Raw genomic sequence first — 18,099 nt, forward strand, 5'->3', positions numbered from 1 at the left:
GGAAAGCGCTTTATTCATCCATATCCAAAATCCACTGCACGAGTTTTTCGGCCTCTTTAGGGGTAACATCCTTACGAACGCCCATATCCGGCATTTCTACGTTGCCCCAGTGGCCTTCACCACCGGTGAGAACTACCTGAACCAGGCGGTCGGATTCCTCCATGGAGTATCGCTGGGCGATACTCATGAACGAAGGCGCCACCGCCATGGGGTCACTTTCAGTGACGGTATGGCAGGCGGTGCATTTCTTTTTTTCCGCCAGCTTCATCGCGGACATACCGTGGGAGTCGCCGAACGCAGAGCCTATTCCCATAGAAAACACGCCCACAAGAATGGCGGGTACAATTCTGGATTTCATAGCCAACCCTTCCCTGATCGTTCTGATTGATTCAGACGAGATGACGGCTACAGGTGGCCTTGGCCAGTCCTACTATCTCACTTTGAAAATAGTTCAGGCTCAACCGCCGCACAAACTCATGGGCCTATAGCCTCTGCTCTATTCGCTGGTTTGTCCGGCCCCCAACCACTCCCGGAACCACTGCTCCCTGAGCTCTCCGGTCTGGGAATACCAGCGATGATCCCGAATGACGGCTCGCTCCATATGAGCGGCCGCCGTTGGCATGTAGGGCATCATGGGCACCCCCACATCGGTGTGCAGCCCTACTCGCTGCTGCGCGGATTTCCTTGCAGGTCCATAGCTGATGAGGCTGGCCTGGGCGGCCATATTCTCGGCCCGCGTGGCAAAGGCAATGAACCGGGCGGCCTGTTCGGCCTGGTCGGTGCCGCGAAGGATAGTCCAGCTGTTGAAGCCAATAAGCTGCCCGTCCCAGATCACCGAAATGGGCGCCCCCTCCATCACCCGGGCATGGAAGAAGCGGCCGTTATAGCCCGTGGCCATGGCCGCCCGACCGCTGGTCAGTAACTCAACCGGCTCAACGCCACGGGTCCACCAGATAATGGAATCGCGGATCTCGTCCAGCCGGCGTGCCGCCAGGTCCAATCCCCGGCGGGTACTGAGCAGGTCATAGAGCTGTTCCTGGGGCACCGAGAGAGACAATAACGCCCACTCGGCAAGGCCGACGGGCGCTTTGCGCAGCGCCCGCTTACCCGGGAAAGTTTGCAGGTCGAAGAAGTCTTCCACGCTGTCCGGTTTCACACCGGGGAAGGCCCGGTCGTCAAAGGCAATCACGGTGGAAAAGACGATCTGGGTGATAAAGCACCGGTTGATGGCTCCTTGCATGAAGTCCTCCTGCGCCGGGGTGCCATCCGGTGCCGGGGCCAGGATGCCCGGATCAATCGGTGCCAGCAGGCCGGCATCACAGGCAGCACTGGCGTCGGACTGAATCATGTCGATGACATCCCACTCCACCTCACCGCTGGCCAGATGCTCCTGAAGCACCGTGATGCCGCCATCGTAATGCACCGTTTTAATCGGAATACCGGTGGCTTCAGTGAAGGGGGCAAAGTAGGCCCGGCGCTGACTTTCTTCATAGGCTCCGCCCCAGGTCGCCACTGTCAGCGGTTCCGGGCCATTGTCCTGGCCCCGGGACATCGCCGGGGTGAGCAGCACGCAGGCCACCATCCAGCTTGGAACCACCCAACTAGGCCGCTTCATTTTCTTCCTCACGCAGATCGTGCACGATTTCCAGATAAGCCCGAATCACCGCCTCCTCTGCCACCACACCCAGCAGTTGGCCGTATTCATTCACCAGCGGCACCGCTTCTCCCAGAAACCCCCGCAACGATTCCATCGATTGCCAGACCGATGTCTGCTCATCAAAAATGGTGAATGACGGGATGATCGCCTCCATCACAGGCAGTGGTGCCTCACTGTTCACAATGCATTGCAGCCGGATCACTCCCAGTAGCCGGCCGTTATGATCCAGGACCATGGCTTCGGAGCGGTGATCATCCACCAGTCGCTGACGAACTTCGCCAACCGTATCCCGATCGCTGGCGGCCGTGTATTCAGTGGACAGGAAATCCCGGATCGGATGGGTTTGAAGAATCGCCTTGTCCCGCCCCAGGGAAAGGTCAAAACCCCAGGACCGCAGTTGCAGGTCAAATAAGGAGCGGCCGATCACCCGATAGGAAATCAGGTTGGCGAAGACGACAGACACCATGGCAGCAATGGTCAGGTCGTAGCTGCGGGTCAGCTCGAAGACGATGAGGATGGTGGTCAATGGCGCACCGATCACCGAGCTGGCCAGAGCCATCATGCCGCAGATGGCATAAACCACCAGGCCCGAATGCGGTACCGGCAACAGGTAAGGCAACACCAGCCCGTAAAAAGCACCAAAAAGAATGCCAATCAGCAAGGCCGGACTGAACACCCCACCGACAAAACCAAACCCGACACAGACCGCCGTCAGCACCAGCTTGGCAATAATAATCAGCCCCAGCTCACCGATGCCAAACGCCCCTTCAATGGTGGCGAACCGAAGGGTTTCCTGGCCAATGCCCAGCACCTCGGGAATCCAAAGTGCCACCACCCCAACCATCAATCCAGCAATGGCAGGGCGAGCCCAGGGCCAGTGGATGTAACGCTCAGCGGTACTGGTGCTCACTTTCAGCAAGCGCATGAATACCCAGGCCATGCCGGCACAGAGCACGCCTTCCAGGGCGAAGAACACATACTCGTAGGTGTGCGCCACCTCATTAAAACTCACCAGAAACAGCGCGGGCCGGTCAAAAATCACATTCGCCACGATATAACCGGTAGCCGCTGCCACGGTGACGGGCGCAAACGCCCTCAAGGAGTAATGACGCAGGATCACCTCATGGGCGAACACCAGGCCGGCAATCGGCGCGTTGAACGCGGTGGAAATGGCGGCGGCGACCCCACAGGCAATGGCAATGGAACGCTGATGGCGCAAATTCAGTTTCAGACGCCCCACCAGACTCCCGAACATTGCCCCCAGATACACCAGTGGACCGTACTGGCCCACGGATGCGCCGCTACCAAGCGACACCAGCGCCGCCAGGGTGGATGCCACACCACTGGGAAACCCCGGTGCAGGGCCACTGGTCTGCGCTGCCAGAATGGCATCCGGCGGGGCCAGCCCGCGCTTCTGACGCACCAGGAAATGGACCACCAGCCCAACAATGAGGCCGCCTGTCGCCGGCACAAGCAGGGTTGCGGCCACCACCAGCAAGTGCTGGTCCTCCGCCAGCACCCGGGCGTATGGCGAGATCAACAGTTTTCCATTCAGGTAGTGGACCGCTTCGACAAAACCGATCGCCGCCAGCGAGGCGATGCCTCCCAGCAGGATGGCCACCACCGTCACTGCGCTGATCTGATACACCACCTGCGCAACAATCTTCCTGTCCATGGAATAAGTAAAGTTGGGATCGGCCCGGCCCTCAACTTCCGCTGGGAGCAGACTGACAAACTCTCAAAACAACAAAGAAGTCCCCCATCACCGTGGACCGAAATAAACCCCTGAGGCACTATTGACGGATCCCGCCGGAAGGTTCTGAATAAAGATAGACACCCCGTGAAGGAGTTCGGCATGAAGTGGATTGTATTTGCCATCGTCATCGCTATTGTGGCCTTCTGGCTGTATCAGGGCCGTCGCAAGAACAGCCTTGAAGACCCGGAAATGACGACCTATGAGAAGAAAGACTTTTACCTAACCTCCGATGACAACAAATCGGACAGACAGTCTTCCCCGGACAAAAGTAACCCACGCCACTGACGTATGAAATTCAACCCGTTTAACAAACGTATTGGTCTGGCCCTAGGTGGCGGTGCTGCCAGGGGGCTGGCCCATATCGGTGCGCTGAAGGCCTTCGAGGAAGAAGGTATCCGGATTCATTGCATTTCAGGAACCAGCGTAGGGGCGCTGGTGGCCAGTTATCACGCCTTTGGCCGCCCGGCGGAATCCATTCTGTCCATTTGCTCCACCCTGAACCTGTCCAAGCTGGCTGATTTCACGCTGGAACGTGGAGGGCTGTTCAGTACCAAAGCCATCCGCAAGATGCTTATTCGGGATCTGGGGGACTGCCGCATAGAAGATGCCGAGATTCCCCTGGCCATCTGTGCCACCGATATCGAGACCGGCGAACAACTGATCTTCAGGGAAGGCAGCCTGGCCGATGCCGTCTGTGCTTCCATGGCGGTGCCCGGCCTCTTTGTCCCGGTGGAGATCAACGGCCGGACTCTGGTCGATGGCGGGCTGGTGGAAAACCTGCCAATTTCACCCCTGGCAGAGATGGGCGCAGGCATCACCGTGGGCATCGACCTGAGCCATGTCAGCCGTTACCCGAAACCGGAAAACACCTTCGATGTGGTGAGCAATGCCATCAACATCAGTATCGACTTCAACACCCGCCAACAGCTGAAAAAAGCGGACATCGCCGTACCACTGGATTTGAGCGGCTACAGCTTTACCAACAATGCCGACCGGGTGGAAGAACTCTACATGGAGGGCTATTACCCGATGAAGGAAAAGATTCACCGGTTGCTCTGGTACAAGCGGCTGAACACCCTGATCAGCTTTTCCAAGGCCGGCTCCATGGTGCTGCCGTTCAAGGTGCCCGAGATTCTCAAACGCCATAAACGTTCAAACTGAGATAACCGGGCGGAGCCGACGCTCGCTGACGTTTGACTTGTTGTTAGCCTATTCTTTTCCCTCAACAGTCTCGCGAATATTATCCTCTGCGTCCTGCCAGGCGCTGGAAAGTTCGTCGAAGGCGTCGTTGAAGCCTTCCTTCATGGATTCCCAGGTAAAATCCGCGCTGTCCTGCATGCGCTCATACCATTCAGCCACTCGTGCCCGCTCGCGGCGCAAAGAGGCCAGCGCGGTCCGTGCCTGGGCTCGGGTCAGTTTGTCTGCCTCGTCCCAGTCTTCCTGCAGGCGATCTTCCAGCGTCGCTATACGGGAATCCAGGGAAGCCAGAACCTCCTCAATGTCCTCCATCAAGCGTTCCCGCCGTTCGGTGGTGAACTCTTCCAGTTCCTGATCAAGACCCTGAATCTCCTGGCGCAAAGATTCCACGGTTGCCTCGCCCTCATCCTCCGCAGCATGCCCCTGGGCCAGCGGCATTACCGTCGCCAGCAACAGCGCACTGGCCTGCACTCTCAATGGGAATCGCATTGTCTGGTATCTCCTCTGAGTTAACATTGAATATTTCAGCCCCTGGAACCATCCCCCCAAGCGGGACGCTGGCTGTGAATCACAAGCGGAAGATGAATAACTACCGGGCTTGCCTTGCACCTTACCGTCGGGCTTTGATAATCAGTCTATACGATCAAACTTGTCGGAGGGGACCTTACCCGAGGATCTCACCGCATGGAAACCTCCCGGAAAAGGAAACGACCCATGGCACAGCAACTCCCGGCCATTCTTATCACCGGCGGCGCACAAGGCATTGGCAAAGGCATAGCCCATTATTTCCTGGAGAAAGGCTGGCGAGTGGCGGTTATTGACCAGGACGCAGACGCCATCGACGCCTGTCAGCAGGATTTCGGCAACCCTGCCAACCTGCGACTTATCAGGGGCGATGTCGCGCAGGAGGCAGATGTTATCTCCTCGGTGGCCGAGGCGGTGGAATGGGCCGGGCGACTGGATGCATTGGTAAACAACGCCGGCATTGCAGACCCGGACACCGGCCCCATCGAAACGCTTGAGCTGGCCGAGTGGCAACGGCGAATCGACGTGAACCTCACCGGCGCGTTCCTGATGGCCAAGCATGCAGTGCCCCACCTTCGCCAAAGCCGGGGCAGCATCGTCAACATGGCCTCCACCCGGGCCCTGCAATCTGAACCCAATAGCGAGGCTTATGCCGCCAGCAAGGGCGGTCTGCTCGCCCTCACCCACTCCCTGGCCATCAGTCTGGGCCCGGATGTGCGGGCCAACAGCATCAGCCCAGGCTGGATCGATGTTCGCGCCTGGCAGGCCAACGCACCCGCCAATGCCGAGCCGTTATCAGCCACTGACCACAACCAGCATCCCAGTGGCCGCGTGGGCACACCGGAAGATATCGCGGCGATGGTCGCCTATCTCGTGTCATCGGAAGCCCGCTTTGTGACCGGCCAGAACTTTGTGATCGACGGCGGCATGACCCGCAAGATGATTTACGGGGATTAGGCCAACTGCCGACCCTCTGAATAAGCCAAATCTACAGGCCCCGGACTTCCCGGGCATCGGCAATACCACCCATGTTTTTTACATTGGTGTAGCCCGCTTCTTCGAGGGCTGACTTGGCAATACCGGCCCGGTTGCCGCTGCGGCAATACAGTCGAATCTCAGTGTCTTTCTCCGGAAACCGTTCGGTGACCTGGGCCACAATGTTTTTATGCGGAATCAGCGGATCGCCCTCAATATGGTTCTGCTGATACTCCGCTTGCGTCCGCACATCAATCCATACCGGCTCTTCTGCCTGCACAGCCAGCGGCGTCATCACCAGTGCCAGGGACAGCAGGAAGCCTTTGATCAGAAAAGAAACTCTCATGACAATTCGCTCCTCAGTTTGGGATCTCATGCTCAGCTTACATGATCCAGAACGATGACTTATTCTAACGCTAAAAGCCGCCTTCGATCTCACGAGCCAATAAAGGAGATGTTACCCGATGAACAGTGACCTGCCCTATGCCCAGGCCTGCGAGAACAACAAAGCCCCGATCCTGGAGCGGCTGCAGGAAGTCTTTGTGACACCGGGCAAAGTCCTGGAAATCGGAACCTACACCGGCCAGCACGCCGTGCATTTCGCCAGTGCCATGCCGCACCTGCAATGGCAACCTAGCGACCATCCCGACTCAGCTCACTTCTGCAAAGAGCGACTGGCACAGGCTACCCTGCCCAACATCCTCCCCATGATTGAGCTGGATGTGGGTGATGCCAACTGGCCAATTGGGGAATTCCAGTGGGCCTTCTCCGCCAATACCGCCCACATCATGGCCTGGCCCGAAGTTGAAAAAATGTTCCATGGCATCGGTGAGCGGCTGCCGCAAGACGGCGCCTTCTGTCTGTATGGCCCGTTCAATGAACAGGGCGAATACACCAGTGACAGCAACCGCCGGTTTGATCAACACCTGAAATCACGGGCGCCCCACATGGGCATCCGGGACCTGAGCGATCTCAGCACCCTGGCGGAATCGGTGGGAATGCGGCTTGCGGAAAAACACGCCCTGCCCGCCAACAACCAGCTGCTGGTTTTCCGCAAGATGAAAGACGATTTGTGAGGCGCAAGACAACAAACATTTCTGCTACAATTGTAGCAAGTTGCATCACCTGAATTTCTTGAGGTATCACCATGGCTACGAACAGTGTGCGGCTGGACGAGGAGCTGGTTCAGAAAGCCAGCATCATCGCCAAAGCCCTGAATCGCACCACCCCCAAACAAATCGAACATTGGGCAAAAATCGGCGAAATGATGGAAGACAACCCGGATTTGCCCTACGAATTTGTCCGGCAGGCCATCATTGCACAAGCCGAACGGGAAGCAGGGAAGCTGGAGACATACGATTTTGGCTGAAATCACTGCGGTACTGCAGACGCCAACGTTCAGAAAAGCGGTAAAGAAGCTAAAGCCGAACCAAAAGCAAGACCTGGACGCGGCTATAAAAGAGTTAATGAAATGTCCCACCCTGGGCACCCAGAAAAAAGGTGACCTGGCATTTCTACGCGTTTACAAGTTCAAAATGAACAAGCAGCTCACCTTGCTCGGGTATCACTTTGACGATGGCGAGCTGGTGCTTGAGTTGATGGCTCTGGGCTCACACGAAAACTTCTACCGCGATCTGAAACGATAGAACCGGCCAAGCCTAATACACCTTTCGGTAATTCCCCTGATAATCAAAAACCCGCTCCTGCACCTGCCAGTAGTGCTTTTGCCACCGCGCAATCACAAAATCCGGGGCCGGCATCAACGCCTGCATTTCCAGCACTTCATCGGCAGTGCCAAAGGTTTTCGGGGCCTGGCTGTTGGCGAATCGGCGCCCGAATAGGCGGTTAAAAATAGCGCGCTGGGCGGGCTTGTTGAAATCAAACGACTCGCTGAGCTCTTCCCCGTCCTCGCCGTGGTAGGTGATCTTCAGCTTGCTGCCAGTTGCACCAAGAGTTATCCCGGCACAGCGGATCACCATGGCGTCTTTCAGTTTCAGGGCATCTTTTAGTTGGTCATCCGGATCAATGATCGCGTTTTCGCACTGATGGCACTTGCGGGCGGCAATATCGTTTTCAGCACCGCAGTGGCGGCACTCCTTGAACCGGAACCGGTAATCACACTGCTCCGGGCGGCCATTCTGCAAGGCCGGCTGTTCGCCTTCTGCCGCCCCGATCAGCCCCTGGCACCGGCGCCCGTAGTGCTCGATCACGCGGCCATCACTGTCGGTTTTGCCCCAGAAAATATTGGCAAAGCCACAGCCCGGGCAGAACACCTGCACCGGCTCGCTGTCCGGGTTCGGTTTAGGCTCCCCCACCTCCGGGTGGTGCAGGTTCACGCTGTTGCCCGCGTAATCGATCACCAGGCAATCCCGTTTGCCCTCATCCAGCCGAAGCCCCCGGCCCACAATCTGCTGGTACAGACTGACCGACTGGGTGGGCCGGAGAATGGCGATAAAATCCACATGGGGCGCATCAAAACCCGTGGTGAGCACAGACACATTCACCAGGTACTTCAACTGCCGCTGCTTGAAGCGTTGAATCAGCTGCGCCCGTTCCTTCATGTCCGTCGCCCCGGTCACCAGGGCGGTTTGGTCTTCCGGCAGATAGCCGGTGATCTCCCGCGCATGATCCACCGTGGCCGCGAAGATCATCACGCCCTGGCGCTCGGCGGCCATCTCCATCACCTGCTCAATGATGGCCCGGGTAACACGGGCGTGCTTGCCCAGCAGCTGATTCACATCCTTCTCGGCGTATTCGCCAAACCGGTCCCGGGGCAACGCGGAGAAATCGTATTGGGCCACCGCCGCGTTCACCAGCTCAGGTTTGGTGAGGTAACCCCGGTTGATCATGAAGCTCAGCGGCAATTCGTAAATGCAGTGCTGGAAAGGCTTGTCTTCGTCACCGCGCACAAAGCCCCGGTAGTGGTAACGGTAGATCCAGCCCATGGCCAGGCGATAGGGAGTGGCGGTGAGCCCGAGCACTTTCAGGGAATCATTCTGTTGGCTCAGCAGCTCGATAATCCGCTGATATTGGCTGGTTTCTTCCCCACTCACCCGATGGCACTCATCGATGATGACCAGCGAGTATTCGCCCCGGAACTGATCCAGGTTCGCCGACACCGACTGAACGCTGGCGAAGGTCACCTGATGCCGGCTGTCCTTGCGCTTCAGCCCGGCCGAAAAAACGCCGCCCGTTAACCCGTAGCTCTCGTACTTGGCGTGGTTCTGCTCCACCAGCTCTTTCACATGGGTCAGCACCAGAATCCTGCGTCGGGCCAGGCGCGCCAGCTCGGCAATCACCAGGCTCTTGCCGGCGCCGGTGGGCAGCACGATCACCGCAGACTCGTCGGATTGCCGAAAGTGCTTCAGCGTGGCGTCGACAGCTTCCTGCTGGTATGGCCGCAGCTTGAAAGGAGCATTCATTGTTCAGTGCTTAATCGTTTTCCGGATGATAAGGATACACCGCGTTGCGGCCCCCGCCCTCTGCCGGCACAATACCGGCCCGGGCAAACCAAGTCAGCCCACTGTAACCGAGGAGAGACGCATGATCTGGACTGTATACCTGTCTGGCGAAATTCACACCAACTGGCGTGAGCAAATCCAGGAAGGCGCCGAGGCCGCCAACCTGCCCGTGGAATTCCTGGCCCCCGTAACCGATCACGACGCCAGTGACGCCGCCGGCGATGTGCTGGGCAAGCCGGATGTGCCTTTCTGGCGCGATCATCAGTCCTCCAAGGTGAACAGCATTCGCACCAAAACCATGATCGAGCAGTGCGATCTTGCGGTGATTCGCTTCGGCGACAAATACAAGCAGTGGAACGCGGCTTTTGACGCCGGCTACTGCGCGGCACTGGGCACCCCTTACATCACCCTGCACAGCGAAGACATTGTGCACCCGCTCAAGGAAGTGGACGCCGCTGCCATGGCCTGGGCACAAACACCGGACCAGGTGGTGGAAGTGCTGAAATACGTGATCACGGCCCGCTAAGTACCCATGAGCTACTTCCCCGAATCCGCACCCTGCCTCTGCGGCAGCGGTGCCCGCTACGCCGAGTGCTGTCTGCCCATGCACCAGGGGCAGACCGCCGCCACACCCGAAGCGCTCATGCGCTCACGCTACGCCGCCTTCGTGCTGCAGATGGCCGACTACCTGAAAGCCACCTGGCACCCGGATACCCGGCCCGCGACCCTCACCCTGGACAACTCGCCGGACTGGGCCTCGCTGCAAATCCTGGACAGCCACGAAGATGGCAACCAGGGCATGGTGCACTTCCGGGCCATTTATCGCGCCGGGAGCGGCTGGGGCTTTCTGGAAGAAAAATCGGATTTCGTGAAACAAGACGGCCGCTGGTACTACCTGAAAGGCGACACCAGCGAAGGCCAGCTCAAACCAGGCCGGAATGACCGTTGCCCCTGTGGCAGTGGCAAGAAGTACAAGGCGTGCTGCCTTTGACCTAAACCAAATGCAGCGCGCCTGCTCTCGCCCGGGGTCTGGGGAGGCTTCTCAGGAAGCATCCCCAGACCCGCCGGCGATTTCCCGGAACGCCTCAATGAGCGCTTCGGGCTCCTGCGCACCCGAGATCAGGTACTGGTTATTCACAACAAACGCCGGTACCGCCGTCACGCCCGCCTGCTGGTAGGTCGCTTCATCGTCCCTGACTGTCTGGGCGTACTGGTCACTGGCCAGGACATCCCGGGCTTCAGAGGCATCCAGCCCCGCAGCCTCGACACACCGGGCCAGCACTTCCGGGTCTGATACGTTCTCGGCTTTGCCGAAGTAGGCGTCAAACAACGCCTTTTTCAGATCGGTCTGCCGGCCGTGGCCTTCCGCCCACTTCACCAGACGATGGGCATCAAAGGTGTTGCAGGTGTAGCGCTCCTGCATCTTCTCGAAGTTCAGCCCCAGCTCGGTGGCTATCCGAATCATATTGTCCTGGGTGGCCCGCATTTCCGCCTCGCTCCGGCCGTATTTTTTCGCGAGTGCCGGGAGAATATGCTCACCTTCTTCACCGTGGTCCGGATTCAGCTCAAACGCATGCCAACGTACAGTAAACGCCAGCTCATCGCTGAGTTTCTCCATGGCCTGCTCCAGTCGGGCGTAGCCAATGGCGCACCATGGGCAGGCAATGTCGGAAACGAGATCAATCTGCAGTGTCTTCATGAGGGCTCCTGCTGCTGGGGTGCAACTTAGTCAGATAGGACTCCGGTCAGAAGGCGCTGGACATCACTTCCTGCAGGTCCTGCTTGAGTTCTTCCGGGGCAGTGATCCAGAGTTCCTCATCCGCCCCCGGGAACACGCCCACCTCGATACCGTCGCGGGTCAAGCCAGGCACCCACTTTCGGAAGAAATCCGGCAATGAAATCGCCTTAGGCGAAAGGTCGCCCGAACCGGCGGCGTAGTTCTCCGCAAACTCTCGGGTCGGCCAGACCGGCAGGTAAGCCACGCCATCTTCTTCGGCCACAATCTTGAGGAACTGGTTGTCCGCATTCACAAGTATCCAGATGTCCCGCTCATCCACAACGGCATCCAGGAAGTAGTCGTACCGCTCTTCGCCATCCAGTTCGAGAATCGGTTGCAGGTCATTATTACTCATGAATGGCTCCATTGCCGTATTGGTGATTTTGCCGGAGTCTACCGCATATTAAGGCCCACCGACGTTGCGGGTTTACCACGACTCACCACATTACCAGCGAATGAGTAAACCTTAAGCGAAAAAGCGGCGCTTTCCCCGTAGCCTGCTGGCTGTTCATCCAATTGGAGAGCTCGCACTATGATCGATACGCTAAAAGCCATCCCCGTCAGGGCCCTGTTTGCCCGCCTGTTCTCGCTGGTATTCTTTGTGCTCGCCTTTACGCTCGTCAGCACCACCGTGACCGATGTGGTGCAGGACATCCTCTCTGGTGAAGCCATGATGCAGGCGCTGATCAAAGGGGTGAATGGCAGCGTGATCGCACTGGCGGTGTACGAACTGGCCATGGTAATTCGCTCGGAATACAGCGGCCGGTCGGAATCGCACGACATCATCACCATGATGCGCCGGACCCTACCGCGATTCATTGGTACGGTCTGCGTGGCCATGTCGCTCGAAGGCCTGATCATGATTATCAAGTACAGCCAGCTGGAACTGGCCGGTAATCTTTATTACCCGGTGGCCATCATTGCCAGCACCGCCCTGCTCCTGGCTGCGCTCGGGGTGTTCCTGAAACTGGCGCCCAATGGCCAGAATGGTGGGGAGAGCTGACGCCATTCCTGAGTGACTGACATCCTCCCGGTAACCGGTGATAAAACCACTTCCACCGGAAACTCGTATTCCTACGATAATCACCCACGATTCAAACCGCAGGAGATCACGCCATGGCAGACGACGATACCCTGGAAGCCCTGAAAACCGCCTTCACCTTCATGCCACAGCCGGTGGAAGTGAACCGGTTCGAGTATGGGGAAGACGCAGACAGGATTCTGGCTCAGGTGAACTTTGTCCGGGAAGTGCTGGTCAGGCATGGCATCGATCCGGAGGAAGTGGCGGACGAGATCAACCCGGACGCCGCCCCCAATTCCTGCTACTGAAAAGTTCGAGATGACAGCCAAAGTCAAAACCCGGGTTCTCTTCAACTCCAGGCGCCTGAGCATCTATCTCGTTCGGTACCCGGAAGGGCATAAGGTCGTCCCGCACGTGGACATGGTGTCCGAGGGACGACTGTACAAACTCAACCTCGTCCTGGTGAAACCCAGAGCTGGGGGGCAGTTCCTGTGCGAAAAGAACATTTTCAACCTGGGCGGACGGCTTTATCTGTTTCGTCCCGACCTTTACCAGCACCGGGTCTCAAGAATCGAGCGCGGAAATCGGTGGCTGCTGAGTTTCGCGCTGACCCGCAGCTGATGCCCACATCCGTGCCCCTTCCTCGTTCTTGCTGACATCAATCCAGCGTTTAATCCTTTTCGGGATAAAAAATCGGCCATACTGGCAAGTGCCGTCTCCTGTCAGGCAAACAATAAATCTAGACCGGTTTTCCCAATGAACAGCGCAGCCCCAGAGCCACCGACAACACCGGAACCCGATAACAACGGGCTCTCCAGCCAGGAAGCGAGCGCACGCCTGGAGACGTTCGGTTACAACCAGCTGCCCGCCCCGCCCATGCCGGGTGTGGTGGAGCTGTTTGGGCGGCAATTCCTCAGCCCTTTCATTTACATCCTCCTGATCGCGTCCGGGGTCTCCTTTGCGCTCGGCCAGAATCCGAGCGGGGTCTTTATCCTGATCGTCCTGCTGATCAACGCGATTATCGGCACGGTCCAGGAGTTTTCGGCCCAGAAGGCGGCCGCCGCACTGAAGCAAATGATGAAAGGCACCGCCCACGTGCTTCGGGATGGCCAGATTGTCACCGTTGATGTCGAAGAGATCGTCCCGGGCGATGTTGTTCTGCTCTCTTCAGGCGACAAGTTACCCGCTGATATCCAGTTGCTCAGCGCCAGCAGCCTGGCGGTGGACGAATCCATGCTAACGGGGGAATCTCTGGCGGTGGCCAAGAACGCCGGGGCGGCAAGCGACGACAGCTCACCGCTCACAGACCGCGTGGACCAGTGCTTTGCCGGCAGCATCATCACCCATGGGCGCGGGCGCGGCCGGGTGACTGCCACCGCCTCGAATACCCAGCTTGGCAAGATTGCCCAGGGCGTCACCGGCAAAACGTCTGCCGAACCGCCCCTGATGATTCGAATTCGCAAGTTCACCTACCAGGTGGCCTTCGGCATTCTGTTGGCCATTGCCGCCCTCGCAGGCCTGATGATCCTGGACGGTGGTTATTCCATCGAAGACATGGTTCTGATGACCATCGGCCTGGCGGTGTCGGTCATTCCTGAAGGTCTGCCTGCCGCCCTGACCGTTGCCCTCGCCATCGGCATGAGCCGAATGGCCAAGCTCAACGTCATCATCCGCAAACTGGTGGCGGTGGAAGCCCTGGGTTCCTGCACCCTCATCTGCTCCGACAAGACCGGCACCCTGACCGTCAACGAACTCACTATTCGCAAGGTGATGCTGCCTGATGGCCGCCAGTTCGATGTCAGCGGCGAAGGCGTGGCGCCGGGCGGGGAGATCCAGGGCCTTTCGGGAACAGACCCGGACACACTCCGGGAGCTCTGCGTTGCAGGCGTGCTCGCCAACGAAAGCCACCTGGACTACAGCGGCGGCGAGTGGGTTTCCCAGGGGGACATCGTGGACATCGCCTTCCTGGTGATGGCCAAAAAGCTGGACATGTCCATCACCGACCTGCGAACCCGGCAAGAACAGGTGGCCCTCATACCCTATGAATCGGAAAAGGCCTACAGCGGCGTGGTCAATCGGGTGGGCGATCAAACCCTCATCTACGCCAAAGGCAGCCCGGAAAAGATGCTGGCCATGTGCAACCGGATGGCAACCAGCGAGGGCTCCACAGAAATCGACAAACCCGCCCTCGAAAGCCAGTTCACCGAGCTCGCATCCCGCGGCTACCGGATTATCGCCCTGGCGAAGAAAGCCTCGTCAGCCGGCGACCATGAGATGGCCGACATGGTCTTTCTGGGCATGGTTGCGATGATCGACCCGCTCCGCCATGAAGCCTTTGACGCCATCGAAAAATGCCGCACCGGCGGTATCGAGGTGGCCATGGTCACCGGCGATCATCCCGCGACCGCCAAATCCATCGCCCTGGAGCTGGGCCTGTGTAGCACAGACTCAACGGTGGTGACCGGCCCCATGCTGGACGAAGCCAGCACCCGGGGCCAGGCGGCCGTCGACCAGCTCATTCGCCCGGCCCGGGTATTCGCCCGCATCGAACCCGCCAGGAAGGCCCAGATTGTCGACAGCTTCATGCGTGACGGGCATTTCGTCGCCGTCACCGGGGATGGCGTCAACGATGCACCGGCCATGCGCCAGGCCCATGCGGGCATCGCCATGGGCAAGCGCGGCACCGATGTGGCCAAGGAAACGGCAGACCTGATCGTGACCGACGATAACTTTTCCTCCATCGTCGCCGGCATCGAACAGGGGCGGGTGGTTTACAACAATATCCGCAAGGTGATCGGGCTGCTGGTGGCTACCGGTTTCTCGGCGATCCTGCTGTTCTTTTTCTGTGTTTTGGGCGGCCTGCCCATGCCCATGATCGCGGTACAGCTGCTCTGGCTTAACCTGGTGGCGAACGGTTTCCAGGACGTCGCCCTGGCCTTTGAACCAAAGGAAGGCGGCGAATTGTCCGTCAAGCCGCGCTCACCTCAAGAGCCGGTGTTCGATAAACACATCATCGAGCATGTGCTGGTGGTGGGATCCTGGATGGGACTGGTCGCGTTCCTCAATTTCCAGTGGACGCTCGGCCAGGGCCAGAGTATTGAGGAAGCCCGCAACCTGACGCTGATGCTGATGGTGCTCTTCGGCAACATCCACGCCCTGAACAGCCGCTCGGAATTCCGCTCCCTGTTCAAAATCCCCCTGCTTCGTAACCCCTTCCTGATGCTGGCCGTGCCCCTCGCGCAGCTGGCCCACATTGGGGCCATGTACACCCCAGGGCTCTCCGATGTGCTGCAGATTCAGCCGATTTCATTGCAGGAATGGTTGCAGTTGCTGGCCTTCGCCACGAGCCTGCTGGTTGTGGAGGAATTGCATAAGGTACTGATCAGGCGGCGGCGAACCAGCAGCAGCGCTGCGGGGTAGGCACGCACCGGCTCTCCGTCATGGCCCCTTCGGGAACGCAACCCAATTGGAGTTCGAATTTATCGAATACCGTTCGATTGCAGCCACTGGCTGATCTGCGCCTGGTTCATGGCACCGCTCTGGCGCGCTACTTCCCGGCCATTCTGGAACAGGATCATCGTGGGTATACTGCGAATGCCAAACTGACCGGCCGGCCCGGGGCTTTGCTCGGTATTCAGCTTGGCAAAGCGCACTTTACCCCGCCAGGCTTTCGCGGCCTGCTCAAACTGAGGCGCCATCATCTTGCAGGGTCCGCACCAGCTGGCCCAGAAATCCACCAATACCGGCACATCACTGCGTGCTGTATGGGCTGCAAAGCTCTGATCTCCCAGCTCCAGAACCTGATCCGGCCAGAGCGGCTGTTTGCAGGCACCGCAATTGCCGCCGACTGACAGCTTATCGGCGGGTACGCGATTCACTTTGTGGCAATGGGGACATACGAGGTGTCGAATGTCGGTCATTATCAATTTGCCTCTGGTTGCTTACTGGTTTAAACCATCAGGGCAGAGTGGAAGAAATCAAGATTATAATCACGAACCAAGCCAGACCCCTCTACTATTGAAACCCCAAACCTCGGGCCTATTATTGTGAACAGTCTCCATCGAAGCAAAAAACGCCAGGCAAAACCCGTTCGCAAAGGCCTACACCCCAGGAACTCACACAACCACGGCTATGACTTCCCGGCTCTGGTAAAAAGCCACCCAGCACTGGCGCCCCATGTGAAACCGAACGCTCATGGCGACCTTTCCATCGATTTCGCAGACCCCTTGGCCGTAAAAACGCTCAACGCCGCGATATTGAAGCAACACTACAACATTGTCGATTGGGATATTCCAGAGGGCGCACTTTGCCCGCCAATCCCCGGCAGAGCCGACTATATCCATCACATGGCAGACCTGCTTGGCGTTGAACCCGGCCTTGAACAGCCCGGGATCAAGCTGCTCGATATAGGCACTGGAGCCAACGGCATCTACCCGCTACTGGCCTGCCAGATTTACGGCTGGCAGTGCGTTGGTAGTGACATTAACGCCCAGTCGCTTGAGAACGTCGCCACCATTATCGCCAACAACCCCACACTCAAAGAACGCTTCAAACTGCGCACGCAGTACGACAAAAACCACATGTTTGAGGGGATCATTCAACCCGGGGAGTTCTTTGACGTCAGCGTATGCAACCCGCCCTTCCATGCATCGCTTGATGACGCGCTTAAAGGTAACCGGTTGAAACTCAATAACCTGGCTCGCAGCCGCGGTGAACAAAACGCCAAAAACGGCTCCCCCTCTCTGAATTTTGGCGGGCTGGGCGCAGAGCTCTGGTGTAAGGGCGGCGAACAGCTGTTTCTGAAAAAGCTGATCAGAGAAAGCCAGGCCTATTCCACTCAATGTCGCTGGTTTACCAGCCTGGTTTCAAAAGCCGACAACGTTAAGCCTGCAAAGAAGCTGATTCGCAAGCTCGGTGCCGTTGATGTGCGGGAAATAGAAATGAAGCAGGGAAACAAGATCACGAGAGTGCTGGCCTGGACATTCATCGGATGACAAAAGCAGATACCGAAAGCTAAGAACTGCCTTCAACACATTGTCTGTCAGACAACCGCCTGTATGATACATCCAACGCTTATCCAAACCGGGAGCAGCAAGCAATCATGACGTATCAATTTGACGACCTGAAAAACGCCTACCCGGAGGAATGGCAGGCGTACATCGAGCACCGCTTTGTGCGCCAGCTGGGTGATGGCTCCCTGGCGCCAGATGCCTTCCGGCATTACCTGAAACAGGATTACCTGTTCCTGATCCAGTTTGCCCGGGCCTTTGCTCTGGCCGCCTATAAAAGCGCCACAATGTCTGATCTACGCCAGGCCAAAGAGGGCCTACAAGCCATTCTGGACACAGAGCTGGATCTGCACATTCGTTACTGCAGTGAATGGGGCATTTCAGAAGCGGAACTGGCCGAGCTGCCCGAAGCCCGCGCCACCCTCGCCTACACCCGCTACGTGCTAGAAACTGGCAATCGCGGCGACCTGCTGGACCTCCACGTCGCCCTGTCACCCTGCATGGTAGGCTACGGCGAAATCGCCAACTGGCTGAACGCCCGCCAGGAAACCCTGCGCGGTGAAGCCAACCCCTACGATGCCTGGATCGAAATGTACGAAAGCGACGAATTCCAGGAAGCCATGCAAGGGTTCTACCCCGTTACTGCGGACATTCCCAAAAAGAGGCACAATGTGCCAAAGGAGTGTTCATGTCCAGACGCAGAAAATATAGCCCAGAGTTC

The 18,099-nt window shown here is 58.2% G+C and carries 23 protein-coding genes; 14 read left to right on the forward strand and 9 right to left on the reverse strand.

Annotation, left to right across the window (positions count from 1 at the left end):
* Positions 1 to 10: 10 nt before the first annotated feature.
* The 3 genes from BY454_RS14595 to BY454_RS14605 all read right to left on the reverse strand — a co-directional run bounded on the left by BY454_RS14595 (position 11) and on the right by BY454_RS14605 (position 3,332).
* The gene (locus BY454_RS14595) at positions 11 to 358 is read right to left on the reverse strand and encodes a c-type cytochrome (protein ID WP_104417262.1); all 348 of its coding nucleotides are present in this window, start codon (positions 356 to 358) and stop codon (positions 11 to 13) included.
* Between the two features lie 138 nt (positions 359 to 496).
* Positions 497 to 1,615, reverse strand: a complete 1,119-nt coding sequence (locus tag BY454_RS14600; RefSeq protein ID WP_104417261.1) for an extracellular solute-binding protein — start codon at positions 1,613 to 1,615, stop codon at positions 497 to 499.
* Positions 1,602 to 3,332: a chloride channel protein gene (locus tag BY454_RS14605; RefSeq protein WP_104417260.1), complete on the reverse strand. Its 1,731-nt coding sequence runs from the start codon at positions 3,330 to 3,332 to the stop codon at positions 1,602 to 1,604. Before BY454_RS14605 ends, BY454_RS14600 begins: the two co-directional genes overlap by 14 nt.
* A 180-nt stretch (positions 3,333 to 3,512) precedes the next feature.
* Between BY454_RS14605 and BY454_RS14610 the strand changes: the two genes are divergently transcribed.
* A complete protein-coding gene (locus tag BY454_RS14610) occupies positions 3,513 to 3,698 on the forward strand; it encodes a hypothetical protein (protein ID WP_104417259.1) in 186 nt (61 codons plus the stop codon).
* A gap of 3 nt (positions 3,699 to 3,701) precedes the next feature.
* Complete coding sequence (locus BY454_RS14615; RefSeq protein WP_104417258.1) at positions 3,702 to 4,574, forward strand: patatin-like phospholipase family protein; 873 nt, start codon at positions 3,702 to 3,704, stop codon at positions 4,572 to 4,574.
* Between the two features lie 48 nt (positions 4,575 to 4,622).
* Here the strand turns inward: BY454_RS14615 and BY454_RS14620 are convergent, their stop codons facing one another.
* The gene (locus tag BY454_RS14620; protein ID WP_146082721.1) at positions 4,623 to 5,099 is read right to left on the reverse strand and encodes a hypothetical protein; all 477 of its coding nucleotides are present in this window, start codon (positions 5,097 to 5,099) and stop codon (positions 4,623 to 4,625) included.
* Between the two features lie 225 nt (positions 5,100 to 5,324).
* Between BY454_RS14620 and BY454_RS14625 the strand changes: the two genes are divergently transcribed.
* Positions 5,325 to 6,092, forward strand: coding sequence for an SDR family oxidoreductase (locus BY454_RS14625; RefSeq protein WP_104417256.1), 768 nt, complete (start codon positions 5,325 to 5,327; stop codon positions 6,090 to 6,092).
* A gap of 31 nt (positions 6,093 to 6,123) precedes the next feature.
* Here the strand turns inward: BY454_RS14625 and BY454_RS14630 are convergent, their stop codons facing one another.
* Positions 6,124 to 6,456: a rhodanese-like domain-containing protein gene (locus BY454_RS14630; RefSeq protein WP_104417255.1), complete on the reverse strand. Its 333-nt coding sequence runs from the start codon at positions 6,454 to 6,456 to the stop codon at positions 6,124 to 6,126.
* A 118-nt stretch (positions 6,457 to 6,574) separates the two neighbouring features.
* Between BY454_RS14630 and BY454_RS14635 the strand changes: the two genes are divergently transcribed.
* The 3 genes from BY454_RS14635 to BY454_RS14645 all read left to right on the forward strand — a co-directional run bounded on the left by BY454_RS14635 (position 6,575) and on the right by BY454_RS14645 (position 7,756).
* Entirely contained in the window at positions 6,575 to 7,186 is a 612-nt protein-coding gene (locus BY454_RS14635) for a DUF938 domain-containing protein (protein WP_104417254.1), read from the forward strand.
* Positions 7,187 to 7,257: 71 nt separating this feature from the next.
* On the forward strand, positions 7,258 to 7,479 hold the full coding sequence (locus BY454_RS14640; protein ID WP_104417253.1) for a TA system antitoxin ParD family protein: 222 nt from the start codon (positions 7,258 to 7,260) through the stop codon (positions 7,477 to 7,479).
* A complete protein-coding gene (locus tag BY454_RS14645) occupies positions 7,472 to 7,756 on the forward strand; it encodes a type II toxin-antitoxin system RelE/ParE family toxin (protein WP_104417252.1) in 285 nt (94 codons plus the stop codon). The genes BY454_RS14640 and BY454_RS14645 overlap by 8 nt, the downstream gene beginning before the upstream one ends.
* Before the next feature lie 12 nt (positions 7,757 to 7,768).
* Here BY454_RS14645 and BY454_RS14650 read toward each other — a convergent pair whose 3' ends face one another.
* The gene (locus tag BY454_RS14650; protein WP_104417251.1) at positions 7,769 to 9,532 is read right to left on the reverse strand and encodes a DEAD/DEAH box helicase; all 1,764 of its coding nucleotides are present in this window, start codon (positions 9,530 to 9,532) and stop codon (positions 7,769 to 7,771) included.
* Between the two features lie 121 nt (positions 9,533 to 9,653).
* On the opposite strand from BY454_RS14650, the gene BY454_RS14655 reads away from it, so the two are divergent.
* Together BY454_RS14655 and BY454_RS14660 are read left to right on the forward strand one after the other, a co-directional pair.
* The gene (locus tag BY454_RS14655) at positions 9,654 to 10,097 is read left to right on the forward strand and encodes a YtoQ family protein (protein ID WP_104417250.1); all 444 of its coding nucleotides are present in this window, start codon (positions 9,654 to 9,656) and stop codon (positions 10,095 to 10,097) included.
* 6 nt (positions 10,098 to 10,103) lie between these two features.
* Positions 10,104 to 10,562, forward strand: coding sequence for a YchJ family protein (locus BY454_RS14660; protein WP_104417249.1), 459 nt, complete (start codon positions 10,104 to 10,106; stop codon positions 10,560 to 10,562).
* A 51-nt stretch (positions 10,563 to 10,613) separates the two neighbouring features.
* Here the strand turns inward: BY454_RS14660 and BY454_RS14665 are convergent, their stop codons facing one another.
* On the reverse strand, positions 10,614 to 11,270 hold the full coding sequence (locus BY454_RS14665; RefSeq protein ID WP_104417248.1) for a DsbA family oxidoreductase: 657 nt from the start codon (positions 11,268 to 11,270) through the stop codon (positions 10,614 to 10,616).
* Positions 11,271 to 11,316: 46 nt separating this feature from the next.
* On the reverse strand, positions 11,317 to 11,703 hold the full coding sequence (locus BY454_RS14670; protein ID WP_104417247.1) for a DUF2750 domain-containing protein: 387 nt from the start codon (positions 11,701 to 11,703) through the stop codon (positions 11,317 to 11,319).
* 177 nt (positions 11,704 to 11,880) lie between these two features.
* Between BY454_RS14670 and BY454_RS14675 the strand changes: the two genes are divergently transcribed.
* From BY454_RS14675 to BY454_RS14690, 4 genes are all read left to right on the forward strand, one after another.
* Complete coding sequence (locus BY454_RS14675; RefSeq protein WP_104417246.1) at positions 11,881 to 12,351, forward strand: hypothetical protein; 471 nt, start codon at positions 11,881 to 11,883, stop codon at positions 12,349 to 12,351.
* Between the two features lie 113 nt (positions 12,352 to 12,464).
* Entirely contained in the window at positions 12,465 to 12,677 is a 213-nt protein-coding gene (locus tag BY454_RS14680) for a penicillin-binding protein (protein WP_104417245.1), read from the forward strand.
* A gap of 10 nt (positions 12,678 to 12,687) precedes the next feature.
* The gene (locus tag BY454_RS14685) at positions 12,688 to 12,990 is read left to right on the forward strand and encodes a 2OG-Fe(II) oxygenase (RefSeq protein ID WP_104417244.1); all 303 of its coding nucleotides are present in this window, start codon (positions 12,688 to 12,690) and stop codon (positions 12,988 to 12,990) included.
* A 135-nt stretch (positions 12,991 to 13,125) separates the two neighbouring features.
* Positions 13,126 to 15,789 carry a cation-translocating P-type ATPase gene (locus tag BY454_RS14690; RefSeq protein ID WP_104417243.1) on the forward strand — a complete coding sequence of 888 codons (2,664 nt, stop codon included), beginning with the start codon at positions 13,126 to 13,128 and terminating at the stop codon, positions 15,787 to 15,789.
* Positions 15,790 to 15,848: 59 nt separating this feature from the next.
* On the opposite strand, the gene trxC is transcribed toward BY454_RS14690, so the two are convergent.
* Positions 15,849 to 16,289, reverse strand: coding sequence for a thioredoxin TrxC (trxC, locus tag BY454_RS14695; protein ID WP_104417242.1), 441 nt, complete (start codon positions 16,287 to 16,289; stop codon positions 15,849 to 15,851).
* A gap of 126 nt (positions 16,290 to 16,415) precedes the next feature.
* Between trxC and rlmF the strand changes: the two genes are divergently transcribed.
* Both rlmF and BY454_RS14705 read left to right on the forward strand, forming a co-directional pair.
* Positions 16,416 to 17,363 carry a 23S rRNA (adenine(1618)-N(6))-methyltransferase RlmF gene (rlmF, locus tag BY454_RS14700; protein ID WP_104417241.1) on the forward strand — a complete coding sequence of 316 codons (948 nt, stop codon included), beginning with the start codon at positions 16,416 to 16,418 and terminating at the stop codon, positions 17,361 to 17,363.
* A gap of 107 nt (positions 17,364 to 17,470) precedes the next feature.
* On the forward strand, positions 17,471 to 18,099 hold a 629-nt coding region (locus BY454_RS14705), incomplete at its 3' end, for a TenA family protein (protein ID WP_104417240.1).

It is taken from the genome of Marinobacter persicus (assembly GCF_002934325.1).
GTDB classification, from domain to species: domain Bacteria; phylum Pseudomonadota; class Gammaproteobacteria; order Pseudomonadales; family Oleiphilaceae; genus Marinobacter; species Marinobacter persicus_A.